Consider the following 17,672-nt stretch of genomic DNA (forward strand, 5'->3'; position numbering starts at 1 on the left):
AAAAGGCTTTTTATGCTAGTGAAGTCATTGCCATAGTTTGATGCATACTTAACAGGAAGGCTGCTGAATCAGAAGCCTTCCTGTTTAAAATGTCTCGTAAATGATAGAGCCTGTCTGAGAAATATCATAATCACCTAAAGCTTTGATTTCAGCTTGAAATGGATTCGATGATAAAATGCGCTTAACAACGTTTATGAGCTGTTCGTTTTTTGGAGATTTTAAAATAACAAGGTCATAACGTTCTGTAATTAATGGGACAAAGTCAATTCCAACGATTTTTGCAGCTTTTTCAATTCCCACACCCACATCCGCTATCCCAGCAGAAACAGCTGAAGCCACACTTAAGTGGTTGGTCTCTTCGTTTTCATATCCCTTAAGATTTTTAGAAGATATATTGTGAATCCTTAGCTGCTCATCAAGGAGAATTCGTGCTCCCGATCCCCTTTCTCGATTGATGATGGCCAAGTCTTTATGTTTTAAATCAGTCCAATTTGTGAGGCCAAAAGGATTTCCCTTTTTAACATATAAACCAGCTTTCCTTGAAACAAGATTAAGTAAAATATAAGGATAACCCACCAAAATCTTTTTTATATAAGGAAGATTATATTCCCCAGTATCTCCATCGAACATATGCAAACTAACGATGTCGGAATCCCCATTGTACATGGATATAAGACCGCTTAGACTTCCAGTGTTAGAGCGTAATGTTTTATAGCTGGAGTCCTTCTGAATGTGCTGCCCTAGTATATCTAACACCATGTCTTGACCGCTTATGACAAGGTTAAGGGAATCCTTCATTTCGTTTTTAGGGGATTCGGCAACAGGAACTGGGGATGCACTGGACTTATGGTTATTAATATACAACTCCAAGTCTTTTGCATCCATTCTCATCTGCCTTCCCACACGGAATACTGGGAGTTCCCCTTTTTTAACAAGATCATAAATTGTCAATTTAGATACCTTTAAAAGCTGTGACACTTCCTCGATCGTATAGGAAAGCTCTTTTGACATGTGCATCCCTCCGTTCTTTATTGTATCTTAGAGTCCTTAAAAAAGTAAATTCACAGCAAAAAGGCATTGATTAAAACCTTTTATACCTCTTATACTAGTTATAATTAGATATAACTAGTTATAACTTATTATAGCTAGTAAGAAAGGGAGAGAGACTTTGAAAAAAATATATCTTATGATTTTTTCGATAATGATGCTTGTGATAGTGGGTGCAGGGTGTTCAAGTGATGAAGAAAAAAGCACAGAAAAGCAGACGCAACAAGCTGACGAGAAAGTGGAATTGACGGTTTCCGCAGCTGTAAGTTTGCAAGATGCCTTAAATGATATAAAAGATTCTTTTGAAAAAGAGAATGCGAATGTGAAAGTTCATTATAACTTTGGAGCCTCTGGAGCTCTTCAGCAACAGATATCCCAAGGCGCACCTGTTGACCTGTTTTTCTCAGCTGCAGAAGATAAATTTGATAAATTAGTAGAGGAAGATCTTATTGAAGAGAAAAACGGAATCGATTTAGTCGGCAATGACCTGGTGCTGGTGGTGCCAAAGGATTCCAAAAAGGAAATCGGATCGCTGGAAGACCTCGCAAAGGCCGCTAAAATTTCGATTGGCACTCCAGAGTCTGTACCGGCAGGGCAATATGCGAAACAAACTTTGGAAAACATGAACCTCTTTAAAGAGGTTGAAGATCGATTGGTATATGCCAAGGATGTCCGGCAAGTGCTTACATATGTGGAAACTGGAAACGTGGACGCAGGCCTCGTCTATAAAACGGATGCGATCAACTCATCAAAAGTTGAAATCATTGCAACAGCCCAGGCAGATTTACACGACCCGATCATATATCCCGTCGGAATGATCAATGACCTGGATCATGCCAAGGAAGCCAAACTATTCTATGACTATCTCCAAACGGAAGCCTCCATGGAAATCTTTGAAAAATACGGATTTAAGAATTTAAAATAACCACCAATCTGGTGGTCTTTTTTTTGAACATCTCAAGTAATATTAGGTATATTTTCCTTTATATTGAAACCTTATCTCACTTTAAACGTAAGTATAAGGACATGCATGTATTCATCTTTCAACATAAGTGGATAATTCGGCCGCTGCTAAAAGGACTTTTACAAAAATTTTCATGATACAGCTCCAATATTAAAGTAGGAAATATTTATCATTTTATCATAAATGGTATATGATGAGTTTAATGTAATATTTTTCAAGTTTTTAAGAACAAATGACCAAGGAGGAGTAAAAGTGGAGGAAGCAATAATTGATTTTCTCATTGTAGTCATGTTAATTATTGGTTTCACATACGGTCTGATTAGGCAATTTAGACAATGTGTCAGTATCAGAAATGGAAATAAATCAGATTATGCACATTACAAAAGGGTACTGATTGGAAACTATCTGATTTGCCTATCCTATTTGGGTTTTCTTTTTTCCTACATTTTGAATTCATTACTGGCATCTCGTATTATACCGGCTTCATTTATTACAAGTGATAATACTAGTTTTTGCTGTTTCAGTTTTCTTGCCATTCTATTAATCGCTAAATTTGGAATTATTCCAAAGGAAAATGAACAAGTTGGATTACAAGAATACATAGTTGAGAAAGAGGAAATATGAAGAAAATTTCGCTTACTTTATTAATCGTATGTATATCGATCACCTTTCTATTGAATTTTGCCATGCCTGAATTTGCTGGCAAAATGAAAGACAATATAAGTTCCATGAATATCCTGTATTCATACAGTGTCACAAAATCATTCTCGGAACAAACCCAAGAAACGATCGAAATGGCATCCGTGCCTTCAGGGAAAGCCGAGACTAGGAGCGCCGATTTCCGAAGTGATGTTAAGCTTGAGGGAACTCCGCTGAATATTAGAAGTGTAGTGAAAGAGAGCTTGAACAAGCCACACGCGTATAAAGCCAAAGAGAAATTAACCGGCCCCGAAAAAGGGTTTTCATACCGGAAATATTATCTTACCAAAAATTATGATAAAGGAAGATATACAGTCAACCGAACGAATAAAATAACCGGAAAAGAAAAGGTGTATGTCGGAACTTACTATGAGCCGAGCACGCAAGATCCGATCGTCAAATGGTCACGTGATGAGAAATAATGGCTGATAATATCTTTTACCTGAAAAGTTGAGTGATTATATGGAGAAAACAGTAAAGATCGAGGATTATAACCCTAATTGGGTTAGCGAATTTCAACAGGAAAAAGCGAGGATAATGGAGGTTTTAAAGAACTCCCCCCTTTGTGTTGAGCATATTGGAAGTACTTCTGTCATAGGGTTGGGGGCAAAACCGATTTTGGACATCATGGCTGGCGTCCGGCATTTAGATGAAGCTGACACATTCATTGAACCCTTGAAATCGATTGGGTATGAATTTGTCCCGCATCAGGAATTTCCCGAAAGGCGTTTTTTTAGAAAAGGCCAATGGAGAGCGGGGACACATCATCTGCATATCTATAGATTCGGAAGTGAACAGTGGAAGAATCACCTTTCATTTAGGGACTATCTAAGAAATCATCCTGACGTAAGGAAACAATATCAGGAATTAAAAAAATTATCCTTAGCTCAAAAGCATCCTGCAGATATAGTCGGGTACACGGAAGCGAAAGCACCATTTATCCAAAATGTCATAAAATTAGCTAAAAATGAAGTGAATGGCAGGTGATTTCCAAGGTGAAAGATTTAGCCATGTTTCTGTAAATTACCTGAAAGATGGTAACGGCAGTGAATGTAAACTGCCGTTTTTGTATGATTAATTAGCATGAACTTCGAACAATGAGTTCGGGGGCAAACCGATATGTAATGTACGGGGTCTGATCTGAATTGGTTATCCGGTTCAATAATAACTCTGCTGTTTTAATGCCCATTTGTTGTATTGGTTGTCCGATTGTTGTAATGGATGGTTCATAAAACTCCGTATAAGCGACATCATCAATGCTGACAATGGCCACTTCCCCAGGGATCGAGATTTTTTGCTTTTTCAAATAGCTAAGGATTTCACGTAACACTAAATCATTTCCTGCCACTATGGCTGTTGGAGGTTTTTCTGCATCGAATATCTGGGCCAATTTTTCTTGAATTCGATTTCTGGGTAAAGAATGAATATCATCCTCCCTGACTTCCAATTTATGAGATGCCATCGCTTTTTTAAATCCTTCGATTCTCTCCAATCTTGGTGTGATCGGGATATCAATCGGTAAGGTTAAAAAAGCAATATTTTCGTGTCCTTTTTCAGCCAGCATGGAAACAGCTAAAAAGATTGCAGCATGATTGTCCAAAAGAACGGAATCGGATGTAACTCCATCAACTAATCGATCAACGAATACCATTGGAATTGAATGATCGATCAAGTAATTATAGACTTTAAAATCATTTCCTACCGGAAAAATGATGATTCCATCTACTTGTGTAGAAACCAGCAAATCAAGGTATTCCTTTTCTTTCTCTGGATCATCGGCAGAGTCACATATGAATACTTTCATGCCATGCTGCTGAAGCTGTTGTTCAACGGTACGAATGATTTCAGTGGATAAAGTATGTAAAATATTAGCTACGAGTATGCCTATCACTTTTGTTTTTTTTACTTTTAAATTCCTGGCATTATCATTGGGACGAAAGTCAAGTTCTTGGATGACTTGCTCGATTCTTTCTTTTGTTTCAGCACTCATATAACGAAAACGTTGGTTAATATATTGAGAAACCGTACTTTTGGAAACACCGGCCTTCTCAGCAACATCTGATATGGTAGTTTTCTTTTTTTTCATGATGTTCTCCTAAAGGATATTATTTCTTGAAATTGAATGGGATACCTTCATCATAACAAAGGAGCATTACGATTCCAACGCTAGTTAGCTGATTTTGTTAAACATTGGATGTAAGAAACACCCTAAGCACTTTGGCTAAGGGTGTTAACCTTAAACATATTCATTTGCAAATCTTAATCAGTGGATTAACGAACGAGCCAGCCTCCATCAACAGCGAGGATATGGCCATTCATATAGTCAGAGGCCTTGCTTGCAAGAAAAACGACGGTCCCCATGACATCAAAGGGTGTTCCCCATTTTTCGGCTGGGATCCTTGAGAGAATGTCTTTGTTTCTTGACTCATCTGCACGAAGCGCATCAGTATTGGCCGTTTCAATATATCCTGGGGCAATCGCGTTTATTTGAATATTTTTAGACGCCAATTCATTAGCGAAGGCTTTAGTCAGCCCGGCAACGCCATGTTTACTCGCTGTATATGCCGGAACGAACTTGCCTCCTTGGAATGTGAGCATTGAAGCGATATTTATGATTTTTCCGCTGCCTTGTTCAACCATTTCTTTAGCAACGAGCTGACTAAGAAAGTACAGGGAATTAAGGTTAATGTCCATTACTGCATTCCAATCTTCGTCCTTATATTCCAATAAAGGAGCTCGGCGAATCGTTCCTGCATTATTAACAAGGATATCGATTTTCCCGTAAGCATCAAGACAGCCTTTTACAACACCTTTAAGGCTTTCCTTATTCGTAAGTTCTGCTTGATAAAAGACTGCTTTTTGGCCGGTGGTTTCGATTAAATCCTTTGTTTCTTGCCAATTATCACCATGGGCAACGATAAAAACATCTGCACCTGCTTTTGCTAATGCAACCGCATATCCTTGTCCTAATCCAGTATTTCCTCCTGTTACGATGGCAACTTTACCTTTTAAACTGAAAAAGTCCATTGAAAAATCCAGTAAACTCATCTAATTTCCTCCATCCCCATATGGATTAATAACCACTCTTTGCATGTTACTTCATTTCTGAAATAGAAAAGGTATCCATATCTTCATATGTATAATTCTCTCCAGCCATTGCCCAAATAAATGTGTAGTTGCTTGTAGCAGAACCACTATGTATGGACCACGGAGGTGAAATGACAGCTTGTTCATTTTTCATTACTATATGTCTTGTTTCATCGGGTTCACCCATCATGTGGAACAAAATGGCATCTTTAGCTAAGTCAAAATACATATAAACTTCCACTCTGCGGTCATGAACGTGAGGAGGCATGGAGTTCCAGACATTTCCTGGAGCCAATTCAGTCATACCCATACACAGTTGGCAGCTTTGGATTCCTTTTTCATGAATCATTCTGCGAATCGTCCGCTTATTTGCCGTTTCCTGCGACCCCATTTCATCTCCTTGCACTTCCTTGAAAGCTACGTGTTGAACGGGGTAATTTTTATGTGCTGGAGCAGAGGCTAAATAAAATTTGGCGGGCTCGGTGTTTGAATCACTAGTGAAAATCAGCTCTTTACAGCCTAATCCTATATACAGACAATCGCGATTTTGAAGGGTAAATACTTCCCCATCAACTGAAATCTTCCCTGATCCCCCTATATTAAATACACCTAATTCTCTTCGTTGAAGAAAATAATCAGCTTTTATGAAATCATGTCCCTCAAGCTTAACCCCTTTAGAAACAGGTTTGATTCCCCCTATGATGATCCTGTCATCCAGGGAATAGCATAAAGAAACGTCATCATCGAGAAATAAATTTTCCACTAAAAAGTTTTTGCGGATTTCACTTGTATCAAAGTGTTTGGCTTGTGACGGATGAATGGAATAACGTTTTTCCATTTGCATATAAATAACCTCCTAATTTAGTAAAACGGTTTATCGGAATTTTCCAAAATGTTAGCGCTATCAATATTAAAAATATATATAATATTTTCCAAATAGTCAATGATAATAGAAAATTTTAGTAGATATATCAGTGTAAAAGAGGAAATATATGATAAATACTATGTTTTAAGCAAAATAAAAATATAAAGATTAGTATTGTTAAAAACTGGTTTATATGATAATCTGATTTCATTCAAAAGAAAGCGCTTTCTTACAGTTTAGGTTTACTAAACCGTAATACACCTTTTTTCAGGAGGAATTGGGAATGAAAGATTTAGATGTGATCACCTTTGGGGAACCGATGACCATGTTCTATGCAAATGAAGTTGTGCCTTTACATGAGGTTAAATCCTTTTCCCGAGCGATTGCGGGAGCAGAATCAAACGTAGCATGCGGATTGGCGCGTCTTGATTTAGATGTTGCTTATATGACGAAACTTGGCAACGACAGTTTCGGTAAGTTCATCATCGGAGAATTGAATAAAGAAAAGGTCGACACGACAGGTATCCGTTTTACAAGTGATCATCCGACAGGAATGCTAATTAAGTCTAAAGTGCATGACGGAGACCCAGAAGTGGAATATTTCCGAAAAAATTCCGCTGCTTCCACTCTGAATATTGACGACCTCTCAGAAGAATATTTTCGGCAAGCTAAACATCTGCACGCAACAGGTATCCCATCCGCATTATCTGAAAGCTGCCACGAATTTACAGTTGCTGCCATGAAATTTATGAAGAACCAAGGAAAAACGGTTTCATTTGACCCGAACTTACGGCCTAGCCTATGGCCGGATAAACAAAAAATGGTGGATTGCATTAATCAGCTTGCTTACATTTGTGATTTCTTTCTTCCAGGCATGTCTGAAGCGGAAGTTTTAACAGGACTCCAAACACCTGAGGAGGTGGCCGAATTTTATTTGAACAAAGGAGTTAAAATGATCGTAATCAAGCTTGGAGCAGAGGGAGCCTATTATAAAAATGCGAATGAAGAAGGGTATGTTAAAGGATTCGTACCTGAAAAAGTCATTGATACGGTAGGTGCTGGCGATGGTTTCGCCGTCGGTGTGATCAGCGGCTTGCTTGACGGGAAATCCACGATGGAAACCGTTACTCGGGGTAATGCGATTGGCGCCCTTCAAGTCATGGCTCCCGGTGATATGGATGGCATGCCCAGCCGGAAAAAATTACAGGACTTTATTGAAAGCCAGAGCAAACTATTAAACGTTGAATGATCGATAACAGCAACCAGTTAACTCCACAACTAGACTTCCAATTACAAATAATCATAAATTTGATAATGAAGTGGAGAGATTGTGATGAGAATAAAAGCCGCAATAGAAAAAATCCCTGGTGGCATGATGGTTGTCCCTTTGTTCATAGGTGCTTTGATACATACTATTTTTCCTGACACAGCAACCTTCTTTGGAGGATTTACAGGTGCGATGCTAACAGGTACCGCATCGATATTAGCCGTCTTTTTCTTTTGTGTCGGAGCTACGATAGATGTTAAGCAATCCGGGTATATTGCAAGAAAAGGATTTACATTGCTTATCGGTAAAGTCGTATTTGCGGCATTATTAGGATATGGGGCAGCTTTGCTACTTCCAGAGAATGGGATTCAAACTGGTCTCTTTTCCGGTCTTTCGGTTTTAGTGCTGATAGCAGCTTTTAATGAAACGAACGGCGGTCTTTATACCGCACTCATGACAAAATTGGGCAGAACGGAAGATGCTGCAGCATTCCCGTTCATCAGTATTGAAAGCGGACCGTTCTTCACGATGATCATCCTCGGTGTTGGAGGCCTTGCTACGTTTCCATGGCAAACAATTGTCTCCACTTTGATTCCATTTGCAGTCGGTATGATTGTAGGTAATATTGATAAAGAATGCCGGGAATTCTTTGGACAGGCCGTACCGGTCCTTATCCCGTTCTTCGCATTAGCTCTAGGATTCGGGTTGGATTTTGGCATGATCTTAAAATCTGGATTCATGGGTATTTTAATGGGTGTTGCTGTCGTCTTTCTTTCCGGAGGTGTCTTATATCTACTGGACCGTTATGTTACAGGCTCAGATGGTGTTGCCGGGGTCGCCGCTTCTTCAACAGCGGGTGCCGCAGTTGCAGTACCTTTCATTATTGCCGAGTTAAACCCGCAATTTGCTCCTGTCGCAGAATCGGCAACGGCGATCATCGCGACAAGTGTATTGGTAACGGCGATTCTAACACCCATGCTGACGATGTGGGTTGCAAAGAAACAAGAAGAAAGAGGCATTCCGCAGCGAAGAGTCAAGAAACCAACAATTTTGAAAGATTCAAATGTTACTTCCATACAAAAAGCGGAGTAAAACAAAATAAAATGTAAGCGTTATCTAAAAAGCAACTGGGGTTATTGTCCCGGCTGCTTTTTTTGTGATACATGCACTTTGATGTTAAAATAAGGAAATAACAAAAAGGGATGTTAATGCCAATTCCTATCAAGGAGGCTTTCATGAGAAAGGTCGAGGTCGTACCATATAAGAAAGAATGGTCCAAGCTATTTCATGATGAATGCCAAAAATTACAGGATATTTTCGGGTCTGAAATGATAAAGTTATACCATATTGGCAGTACGGCCATACCGGCCATCCATGCCAAGCCAGTAATAGATATTTTGGCAGTGGTTATGGATGTGGAATGTGTCGCTGATTATAATAAAGAGATGGAAGAGATAGGGTATGATGCCAGGGGTGAGAACGGAATCGCCGGACGACGTTTTTTTCGTAAAGGCGGGGATGAGAGGACGCACCATATTCACATGTTCCAAAAAGGACATGAAGAAATAGCCAGACACCTCGCTTTTCGGGTTTATTTGCTGGCACATCGTGATGAAGCACAAAAGTATAGTAGGCTGAAGCAGCGCTTGGCAGCGGAATTTCCAGATGATATCAAAGGATATGTAAACGGAAAAAATGCTTTTATAAAAAAGGTTGACGAAAAAGCGAAACATTGGGCGAAGCGCGGGGATCATCATGTTAATGAAGTGGATTAAATGCCAAGTGAATGAGGAAAACAAGCGTTCATTTTCAAAAGCACAAGAGGGATGGGGAGAATTGCGTCATTCGGCTGGTTTCGTTGGTCAAATCGGAGGGTGGAATAGATCTGAACCCTTTGAAGCAGGCATTCTCTCCGTTTGGAAAGATCTCCATTCCTATCAAATTTTCATGCAGCATCAGCATGATGAAATATTCGGGAAGAGTGACCAAGGAAGTACTTATACAAATATTTCTGTCGATATATTCGAGAGGATATTCAATATAGGAACAACGGACATTACGGATTTTTTTGGCAAGGGAAAATTACTTCGAGTGGCTGACTGTTCTGCTGAAAATGATAAACAAGCCCATTTTGAGCAGGTGCAAAAAGGCGTATGGAACAAGGGGATGACACCGGGTATGATGTCAGGCGCATTCGGTAAAAGGCAATACGGGAGATACCTGGTTGTCTCATTATGGGACAGTGAATATTTACATCAACGGTATTTGGATAAGGAATTGCCCGCTCTGATAAAGGAATCGGGAGTGAAAGATACAATCCAACACATTACAGGAAGTTTAATTGAATTGCATCCAAAGTGGGCGGTCATTTAGAATCAAACATTATCAATCTATCAATTTGGCTAATTAATGGTGTCTTGGATTGCAGTCTTAATGGAATGTAAGAAGGACATATCAGCGCTCTAAATTATTCTACAGAAGGTGATAACAAATGAAACTAGATTATGATACACAGTACATCAGGGGCATCTACCTGAATAAAGATCGAATATCTTCGTATGACCATTTCCCTCTTGATCTGCCGGTTATCAAGCACCTTCAAGAAGTGACTTTTCATCCTAGTGTTACCTATGTTATCGGGGAAAATGGAATGGGGAAGTCCACTTTGCTTGAAGGTATTGCGATTGCGTATGGCTTCAATCCAGAAGGCGGAACGTTGAATTTCAATTTTTCCAATTATGATTCACATTCCAATTTGGACGAATACCTCCGTTTGAAAAAAGGCGTGTACAAACCGAAGGATAATTTTTTCTTTAGGGCGGAAACCTTTTATAATTTAGCTACGAATATAGAGGAATTAGACAGGGAGGCATCGTTTGGGTCAAAAATCATCGATTCCTTCGGTGGAAAGTCACTTCACCAGCAATCTCATGGGGAATCATTTTTTTCAGCCTTTATAGAACGATTTCAAGGCAATGGATTGTATATCCTTGATGAGCCTGAAGCTGCTTTGTCGCCATTAAGACAAATGTCGATGCTGGCCAGGATAAATGAGCTTGCCAAACAAGGTTCCCAATTCATCATTTCCACACATTCACCGATCATCATGGCCTACCCGGATGCTAAAATCCTCCAAATTTCAGATGAGGGAATGAGTGAGGTGACTTTAGAGGAGTCCAATCACTATTTGTTAATGAAACAGTTTTTTGAAGATAAAGATCGGCTGCTTCATCATCTATTCGAATGAGATTTTAGCATCTCCTTTAAAAAACCCCCCGACTGCACTGCGCATCGGGGTTTTCATATTGTTGAAATTCATTATTGACAGTTTTAGTGTATTACGGGTATAGTACATCTATAAGGTGTATGAACCACTTGGTACATACACGCATATCAGGCTTTTTTTAATAAATAGGGGGTGGTTTTAATGAACGTAAATACCCGGGAACCGGTATATCTGCAAGTCGTTAGGCATTTCAAAGAACAAATAGCCATTGGTAATTTCGTGGCGGGGCAGGAAATTCCCTCCCGAAGAGAACTGGCGGCTTCACTTAATATAAATCCCAATACCGCTCAAAAAGCGTATAAAGAAATGGAGGAACAGGGCTTGATTCATACAGAACGAAATTTCCCCAGTCAAATCACGACGAATGAAACGATTTTACAGGCTGTAAGGCAGGAATTGATTTTGGCAGCCGTCGATACGTTTGTCGATGCGATTCGTCCGATTAATGTACCGGTTGATGAACTGCTTCGTGTGGTTAAAGAAAAATACTCGGAAGAAATAAGGGAGGAGGAAGAACAATGATAGAAGTAAAAAAGATCTCCAAGAATTATGGACGGAAAAAGATCTTGGATGTTGTTTCATTTACAGCCAATAAAGGGGAAGTCACTTGTCTGATCGGGATAAATGGTGTCGGTAAAACGACTACACTCAAAGCGATCATGGGGTTGACGCCATATAAAGGTGAAATCCTGATTGATGATCAAAAGATGACAAAGGACAGTTATGAAAAAATCACCTTCATTCCGGACGCACCGACCATGCTTCCGCAAATGACCATTAAACAGGCCATGGTTTTCATGTCGGATTTCTATACCTCCTGGAATCCGGAAAGAGCTAACCAACTAATGGGGTTTTTCAAGCTTAAAGAGGAGAATCGCATTTCGGAATTGTCAAAAGGGAATACAGCTAAGCTCAACCTGATGCTTGGTTTGTCCCTTGACGTCGATTATGTACTGATGGACGAACCATTTTCGGGAATCGATATGTTTAGCCGCGAGCAAATTGCCGATGTTTTTGCGAGCCACCTAATTGAAGATAGAGGAGTCATCATCACGACCCATGAAATCGGTGATATTGAACATTTGATCGATAAGGTCATTTTATTGGATAACGGTACAGTGCTTAAAGAGTTCAATACAGAAGAAATGCGTGAAGAGGAAGGGAAATCGGTAGTCGATGTAATGAGAGAGGTGTATCAATCATGATGCGATATATAAAACTAGTGAACTTTGAAATCAACCGTTTCAGTAAAATCTATCTTAGCCTATTGTTGATAACCTTGGTTTCGCAATTTGCCGGAGTGATCATCGTAACGAAGAGCCTTCTTAAAGATGCCAGGGATATCATGTCGGAAGAAAGACTATCTGAAGCCGCTTATATTACCAATTATGGAAGCATTGAGTTTAGCCATATCGCCCATACCCTTTTGTTTGTAGGACCGATAGCGCTGAGTGCGGTTGCCCTTATTTTTTACATTTTCCTTATTTGGTATCGTGATTGGTTTGGAAAGAATACGTTCATTTATCGTCTATTGATGTTGCCAACATCCAGATTATCAATCTACCTTTCAAAAGCTACGGCCATTTTCCTGATGGTATTAGGGTTGATTGCTTTCCAGATCATCATTTTACCAATGGAAAATGCCCTATTTAATTCAAATGTGCCGGAAGCGCTCTTGAATGAAATGTCAACTTTTGCCATTGCGAAAATCAGTCCGATTTTGTCATTGATCATCCCAAGCACGTTCACGCAATTCCTGCTTTCCTATGGCATTGGTCTTATGATCATGTCGATATTATTCACGGCGATCATGTTTGAAAGAAGTTTCCGCATAAAAGGAATCATTTTGGGCTTGGTATATTGCGGAATCGCTGCTGTGTTGTTTTTAGCTCCAGTTTTAATGGGAATCGGGAATTTCTATTTCTATCCTAATGAATTATTTGGCCTGATGCTCGCATTAGGAATCATTTTGACAGGATTATCAGTTTGGCTTGGTGCTTGGTTATTGAAAAATCGCGTTACCGTATAACAACAACTTTAAAGGAGAGTGAACAAGGTGAAACGTTATTTATGCAGCATCATTATTGGAATGGTTGTCATCTTAAGCATCGGGACCTATTATGTCAAAGTAGCTTCCTCCGCTTCCAGCCTTCCAAAGTATACGTTCAAGACACTGGAAGGCAGCGATAAAGAGCTTGATCCGGTGATCATAAATGCTTCGCTTCAAAATGGCAGTAATTTTTATGAACCATTAACAATTGAATCCAATACAACGACATATGAAAGCGAAAAGTCTTACTTGGAGAACTTAACTGGAAGACAAGACCAGCAAATTGAAAGATTGGTAAAAGAACATCGTTCGTTTATGCGTGGTAAGGATTCCATTAGTTCTTTATATGAAGACGATGATTTTCTCGCTTACGCTTTGGTGAATAGCGAATTTACAAAGAGAGGGAAAATGGAAGCGGAGTTTGATATCGGTTTACTGGAGAAGAAGGACGAAGAGGAAACTTCTTTCCAAATCGAACTTCCGCATCAAGAGAGAATCATGAATGTTGATGTCAGGGATGTGCAATTGGTCCATTCAAAACTACAGGTTTTAACGATGAATGATGTGAATTCCAACAATGAGAAGCAGACAAAAGAGGTTCATCTGTATACGATCGATGTAGCCAATAAAAAAGTCTTGAGCGATAAAACCCTTGTATCTGAAACCTTTACTTACCCAGATCAAGTTGATTTTCAGATGCCAATCGATGTTGCTCCCTCCCAGCCAAACAACATGGTATTAATTTCGTCAATTAAAGGGGTAAATCATGAGGATGGTCCCTTTGAGGAAAAACTAAAAGAAAGCAAGCTTTTATCTTATAATTATGAAACGGAAAAATTAGAAACGGTTAAAAAAGAATCGCTTAGCCTTGATATGGTAGGATCAGGATATGTGGACGGGAAAAACCTTTATGTAGTTGAAACGGAATCAGATGCCTATCACCTTAAAACGTTTGACCTCAGCAGTCAAAAGCTAACGAATGACACGGAGCTGGATATAGCTGCTAATAAAGAAGAGCAATATACCGCTGCCTTTAAGAACGGGCGTGTGTACTTCCTATTGAACGGAATGAATCAAGAGGGCAAAACATCCAAGCCTGCCAAACTTCTGATTGCAGATATAAAGACTGGAAAGACTTTATATAAAGGTGAAGCAGTCATAAATAAAAAGAACAGCAAAAGTTTTGGACTTTTTATAGATGACTTGGAAATAAAATAAGGACCACTATCACTATAAGCTGTCTCAAAAAGCTTTAAATAAAAAAGGGATATCCCCCAATGGGATATCCCTTTTTTATTTAAATGGAAGCTAAGTTCGTTTTAGTTGCACGTTCCTTCTTGCCGTGCAAGAAGTAGTAAAGGACGGAGGTTGCGATGACCAAAACGCCCAGGATGATATAAAGTGTGCTATAACCTGTTACTGGAATGATGAATCCCAGAATATAAGGGCCGAATCCAAGTCCTGCATCAAGCATGATAAAGAAGGTGGACGTTGCCATCCCCATTCGGTGAGGCGGTGTCAGTTTAACGGCAATCGCCTGCGAGCTTGATTGCATATTACCGAATCCAAGGCCAATGAGGAAACCAGCTGCCAGTAAAGTGAAACTATTGGTTGTTATACTTAGAAGCAGCAAACCAATTCCGAAAATCATGAAAGCCGGATACATAATGAAGTTCGATCCTTTGCGGTCCATTAACGGTCCTGAGAAAGGACGTGATAATAATACGGCTACTGCGTAAACGACAAAGAAGAAGCTTGCTGTATTGACCAAATCGATTTCTATGGCATAGAAACTGATGAAAGAAAGGACGCTGGAATAACAGAATGCCAATAACAGAGTGATGATCGAGATGGGCAGTGCCTTAGGTTCAATGAAATTGGAAAGCTTGAATCCTTTGCTTTCCGTAACTTTGGCCGTCACTTTCAATGCCGGGACATATAGGAAGAATGCTGTAATCAGGGAGATCACCCCTAAAGCCAGGCAGAAACTGAAAATGACTTGGAAGCTTGTATGCTGAGCCATATACAGACCGATGAAAGGACCGATTGCCGTCGCAAGTGTTGCGCTCATGCTGTAATAGCCGATGCCTTCTCCCTTTCTTGTTGCCGGGATGATCTGGGCGACAATCGTGCCTGTCGCAGTACTTGCCATGCCCATCGCCATACCATGGATCAGGCGGTTAACAAGCAGGAAGCCAATTCCAAGGTCCACAAAATAAAGAAGTGTTGTCAAAGTGAAAAAGATCAAACCTATGAATAATGTTTTCTTGCGGCCGATTGAATCAATGAAACGGCCGATGAACAGACGTCCAATTAACGTCCCGATTATGAAAATACCTGATATGAGTCCGGCTTCGCTTGTAGAAGCATCCAATTCATTTACGGCATAGATGGCAAGTGTCACCATCAATAAATAAAAGATTAATGTTATGAAAAAATTAATGGAAGAAACGATGACAAAATCCTTCGTCCACAGTCTAGGTCTGGATTGTTCCATTTTATTATCTCCTTACTTTATAATGTTATTTCTAATTTCGCCCATGATGCGTATGGCTGCGAGTTGTTCCTCTTCAGTGATTCCTTTCAAGATATCCTGTTCGTATTGATCGATTGTCACGCGGACTTCACTGTAGACCTTTTTTCCATGCTCCGTAAGCCGCATTCTTTTTTCGCGTTTATCTTTGCTTGGCACATGCTCGACATACTCCAGCTCTTCCAAGCGGGCAATGGTCCTCGTAATCGTGGGTTTTTCCACGCTTTGGTAAGTGGCAAGCTCTACAAGCGTCGCCGAAACATAATTGGTTAAGTAATACAAAATGGACCATTGCGCTCTGTGTAAATCATGCTTGCCCAGCTGTATATTAAGATTATTTTCAAAAGGTCGGTACAGCAGTAATAATTGCTGAAAGAATTTTTGGTAAGTCTTTATCAGAAACACCCCTTAAATTAATATATAGTTACCATGAGTAACTGTTACCCTGAGTAACTATAATAACAAAAAAAATCCTTTCTGTCTACTCGGATTTGAATGGTTTAGTTAAATCAGGTTTTTAGTTAAAATGAATGGGAATATAGGAATAGGAGATGATGTGAAGCATGTATAAATCTATGATCGCATTGATTGCCGCAGCAACAATGCTAACTGCTTGCAATAATGACAAAGCGGATGAAAACGGGGGAAAATCTGTGCAAACAACAGATGAAAATCAAACCCAAACTGAAAATGAAGAACAAAAACAACCCTCGCAAACAGACACTCAAACAAGTCCTAAACATGAGAAGTGGTCTTCTTTGCCCGAATATGACAAAATCATCGAGCAAATCGGCAACGAAGACTATACTTTCAATAAGGAAACGGATAACGATGGTAAACGAGTATTCCTTATTGAACTGAACGGTGAAAAACAATATAAAACCGTTTTCGTCAAAAATACCAATCGCCTGAAAATTATCAAAATAAATGGCGGCGGAGAGGTTTATGACGAAATCTTAAAATAAGTGGACCTGCGTAATATAGAGACCTTTATTGGTTTTGATAAAGGAGGCGGGGGAAAAAGGGCTGTAATGCAACAGCCCTTTTTGGTTCTGCCGACAAGCACCCATTCGCCGGCGGGGAGAATCATTATGCGGTATATTTTGAAGATCCTGATCGGATGAAGATCGAACTCGTGGCCCCCTAATCATACGCAATAGTTGGCATAGCTATAATGGCCGTTATGTCCATCCTTACCTTCCTCAGGTTGTTCGGGTTCCGGGCCAAGTGAAAAGGCATCGATCAATATAAATGCACCGAAAACTTGGGTCCAGCTGCCTAGTAAAAGAATTTGTTCTCCCAAACGTTGTTTTTCATTTAAAATGAAAATATTTCCGACCGATTCCAAAAAAGAGCCGGCTGCAATGAGGCTATTTCCCTTGATCTCAAAAGAGCGTGAAATGGTCTCCTCCGTCAGTGATGCCCCGAATGCTTCAAAAGCGGCACCTAGGCCTTGGATTCCACTGCCGATCGCATCCGTTCTGGTGCCCTCCTCCACTGAACCACTCAATTGCATATCTATTCCAACTGCATTTGCGATATTGCCAACAGCCTCAAGCCAAGCCCCGAATATGAAATAAGTTTCCGAACGTTCATTTTCCGGGTTCAGCATTTTCGAACGGCCGATTGCTTGCAGCGAATTTCCAACGGCTTCGATGCCATTCCCTTTGAGGACCAGGTCTTTTCCGAGGTTAGTGCCCGTTAAAGTTTGCCGGGTTTGCCCGATTGCACCTACAAGTGTGCCGATGCCAAGTAACCATGCTCCTGAATAAAGGAGGTCATCTCCATGAGTGATCATATCTCAAACGCTCCTTAAAAGTGGTTACATTATATTATTCAGGAAACAGTGTTTGTTTACATATGGCTTTAACACC

At 39.9% G+C, this 17,672-nt stretch carries 21 protein-coding genes and 1 pseudogene; 15 read left to right on the plus strand and 7 right to left on the minus strand.

Annotated features, from left to right (window positions below; genetic code table 11):
- Nucleotides 1-84: 84 nt before the first annotated feature.
- Complete coding sequence (locus tag BS1321_RS15745; protein ID WP_063234941.1) at nt 85-1,011, minus strand: helix-turn-helix transcriptional regulator; 927 nt, start codon at nt 1,009-1,011, stop codon at nt 85-87.
- Nucleotides 1,012-1,168: 157 nt separating this feature from the next.
- Between BS1321_RS15745 and modA the strand changes: the two genes are divergently transcribed.
- The 4 genes from modA to BS1321_RS15765 all read left to right on the plus strand — a co-directional run bounded on the left by modA (nt 1,169) and on the right by BS1321_RS15765 (nt 3,697).
- Entirely contained in the window at nt 1,169-1,972 is an 804-nt protein-coding gene (gene modA, locus BS1321_RS15750; RefSeq protein WP_063234942.1) for a molybdate ABC transporter substrate-binding protein, read from the plus strand.
- A 291-nt stretch (nt 1,973-2,263) separates the two neighbouring features.
- The gene (locus BS1321_RS15755; protein ID WP_232522697.1) at nt 2,264-2,635 is read left to right on the plus strand and encodes a hypothetical protein; all 372 of its coding nucleotides are present in this window, start codon (nt 2,264-2,266) and stop codon (nt 2,633-2,635) included.
- Entirely contained in the window at nt 2,632-3,132 is a 501-nt protein-coding gene (locus BS1321_RS15760) for a hypothetical protein (protein ID WP_063234943.1), read from the plus strand. Before BS1321_RS15755 ends, BS1321_RS15760 begins: the two co-directional genes overlap by 4 nt.
- 40 nt (nt 3,133-3,172) lie before the next feature.
- The gene (locus BS1321_RS15765; RefSeq protein WP_063234944.1) at nt 3,173-3,697 is read left to right on the plus strand and encodes a GrpB family protein; all 525 of its coding nucleotides are present in this window, start codon (nt 3,173-3,175) and stop codon (nt 3,695-3,697) included.
- Nucleotides 3,698-3,788: 91 nt separating this feature from the next.
- On the opposite strand, the gene BS1321_RS15770 is transcribed toward BS1321_RS15765, so the two are convergent.
- From BS1321_RS15770 to kduI, 3 genes are all read right to left on the minus strand, one after another.
- Complete coding sequence (locus BS1321_RS15770) at nt 3,789-4,796, minus strand: LacI family DNA-binding transcriptional regulator (RefSeq protein WP_063234945.1); 1,008 nt, start codon at nt 4,794-4,796, stop codon at nt 3,789-3,791.
- A 185-nt stretch (nt 4,797-4,981) separates the two neighbouring features.
- Nucleotides 4,982-5,758: a 2-dehydro-3-deoxy-D-gluconate 5-dehydrogenase KduD gene (kduD, locus tag BS1321_RS15775; protein WP_063234946.1), complete on the minus strand. Its 777-nt coding sequence runs from the start codon at nt 5,756-5,758 to the stop codon at nt 4,982-4,984.
- Nucleotides 5,759-5,804: 46 nt separating this feature from the next.
- Entirely contained in the window at nt 5,805-6,635 is an 831-nt protein-coding gene (kduI, locus tag BS1321_RS15780) for a 5-dehydro-4-deoxy-D-glucuronate isomerase (protein ID WP_063234979.1), read from the minus strand.
- 310 nt (nt 6,636-6,945) lie between these two features.
- On the opposite strand from kduI, the gene BS1321_RS15785 reads away from it, so the two are divergent.
- The 9 genes from BS1321_RS15785 (at nt 6,946) to BS1321_RS15825 (ending at nt 14,483) form a co-directional block, all read left to right on the plus strand.
- Nucleotides 6,946-7,911: a sugar kinase gene (locus BS1321_RS15785; protein ID WP_063234947.1), complete on the plus strand. Its 966-nt coding sequence runs from the start codon at nt 6,946-6,948 to the stop codon at nt 7,909-7,911.
- A gap of 84 nt (nt 7,912-7,995) precedes the next feature.
- Nucleotides 7,996-9,021, plus strand: coding sequence for a 2-keto-3-deoxygluconate permease (locus BS1321_RS15790; protein ID WP_063234948.1), 1,026 nt, complete (start codon nt 7,996-7,998; stop codon nt 9,019-9,021).
- A 143-nt stretch (nt 9,022-9,164) separates the two neighbouring features.
- Entirely contained in the window at nt 9,165-9,704 is a 540-nt protein-coding gene (locus BS1321_RS15795) for a GrpB family protein (protein WP_063234949.1), read from the plus strand.
- Nucleotides 9,685-10,302, plus strand: a complete 618-nt coding sequence (locus BS1321_RS15800; protein ID WP_063234950.1) for a YdbC family protein — start codon at nt 9,685-9,687, stop codon at nt 10,300-10,302. Before BS1321_RS15795 ends, BS1321_RS15800 begins: the two co-directional genes overlap by 20 nt.
- Before the next feature lie 118 nt (nt 10,303-10,420).
- Nucleotides 10,421-11,176: an AAA family ATPase gene (locus BS1321_RS15805; RefSeq protein WP_063234951.1), complete on the plus strand. Its 756-nt coding sequence runs from the start codon at nt 10,421-10,423 to the stop codon at nt 11,174-11,176.
- 180 nt (nt 11,177-11,356) lie between these two features.
- Nucleotides 11,357-11,737 carry a GntR family transcriptional regulator gene (locus BS1321_RS15810; RefSeq protein ID WP_048686641.1) on the plus strand — a complete coding sequence of 127 codons (381 nt, stop codon included), beginning with the start codon at nt 11,357-11,359 and terminating at the stop codon, nt 11,735-11,737.
- Nucleotides 11,734-12,420 carry an ABC transporter ATP-binding protein gene (locus BS1321_RS15815; protein ID WP_063234952.1) on the plus strand — a complete coding sequence of 229 codons (687 nt, stop codon included), beginning with the start codon at nt 11,734-11,736 and terminating at the stop codon, nt 12,418-12,420. The genes BS1321_RS15810 and BS1321_RS15815 overlap by 4 nt, the downstream gene beginning before the upstream one ends.
- A complete protein-coding gene (locus BS1321_RS15820; RefSeq protein ID WP_063234953.1) occupies nt 12,417-13,244 on the plus strand; it encodes a hypothetical protein in 828 nt (275 codons plus the stop codon). The genes BS1321_RS15815 and BS1321_RS15820 overlap by 4 nt, the downstream gene beginning before the upstream one ends.
- A gap of 27 nt (nt 13,245-13,271) precedes the next feature.
- Nucleotides 13,272-14,483, plus strand: a complete 1,212-nt coding sequence (locus BS1321_RS15825) for a hypothetical protein (RefSeq protein WP_063234954.1) — start codon at nt 13,272-13,274, stop codon at nt 14,481-14,483.
- A 79-nt stretch (nt 14,484-14,562) separates the two neighbouring features.
- On the opposite strand, the gene BS1321_RS15830 is transcribed toward BS1321_RS15825, so the two are convergent.
- Nucleotides 14,563-15,762, minus strand: a complete 1,200-nt coding sequence (locus BS1321_RS15830) for an MFS transporter (protein WP_063234955.1) — start codon at nt 15,760-15,762, stop codon at nt 14,563-14,565.
- 12 nt (nt 15,763-15,774) lie between these two features.
- On the minus strand, nt 15,775-16,194 hold the full coding sequence (locus tag BS1321_RS15835; RefSeq protein WP_063234980.1) for a MarR family winged helix-turn-helix transcriptional regulator: 420 nt from the start codon (nt 16,192-16,194) through the stop codon (nt 15,775-15,777).
- Between the two features lie 167 nt (nt 16,195-16,361).
- Here BS1321_RS15835 and BS1321_RS15840 point away from each other — a divergent pair, with 167 nt between their 5' ends.
- Nucleotides 16,362-16,763 (plus strand): hypothetical protein, encoded by a 402-nt coding sequence (locus tag BS1321_RS15840; RefSeq protein WP_063234956.1) that lies wholly within the window; start codon nt 16,362-16,364, stop codon nt 16,761-16,763.
- A 92-nt stretch (nt 16,764-16,855) separates the two neighbouring features.
- Nucleotides 16,856-16,945 (plus strand): annotated as a pseudogene (locus tag BS1321_RS28905) (VOC family protein); the annotation flags it as partial.
- Here the strand turns inward: BS1321_RS28905 and BS1321_RS15850 are convergent.
- Nucleotides 16,946-17,596, minus strand: a complete 651-nt coding sequence (locus BS1321_RS15850) for a DUF6944 family repetitive protein (RefSeq protein ID WP_063234957.1) — start codon at nt 17,594-17,596, stop codon at nt 16,946-16,948.
- Nucleotides 17,597-17,672 lie beyond the last annotated feature (76 nt).

Origin of the sequence: Peribacillus simplex NBRC 15720 = DSM 1321, from assembly GCF_002243645.1 — a bacterium.
GTDB lineage: Bacteria > Bacillota > Bacilli > Bacillales > DSM-1321 > Peribacillus > Peribacillus simplex.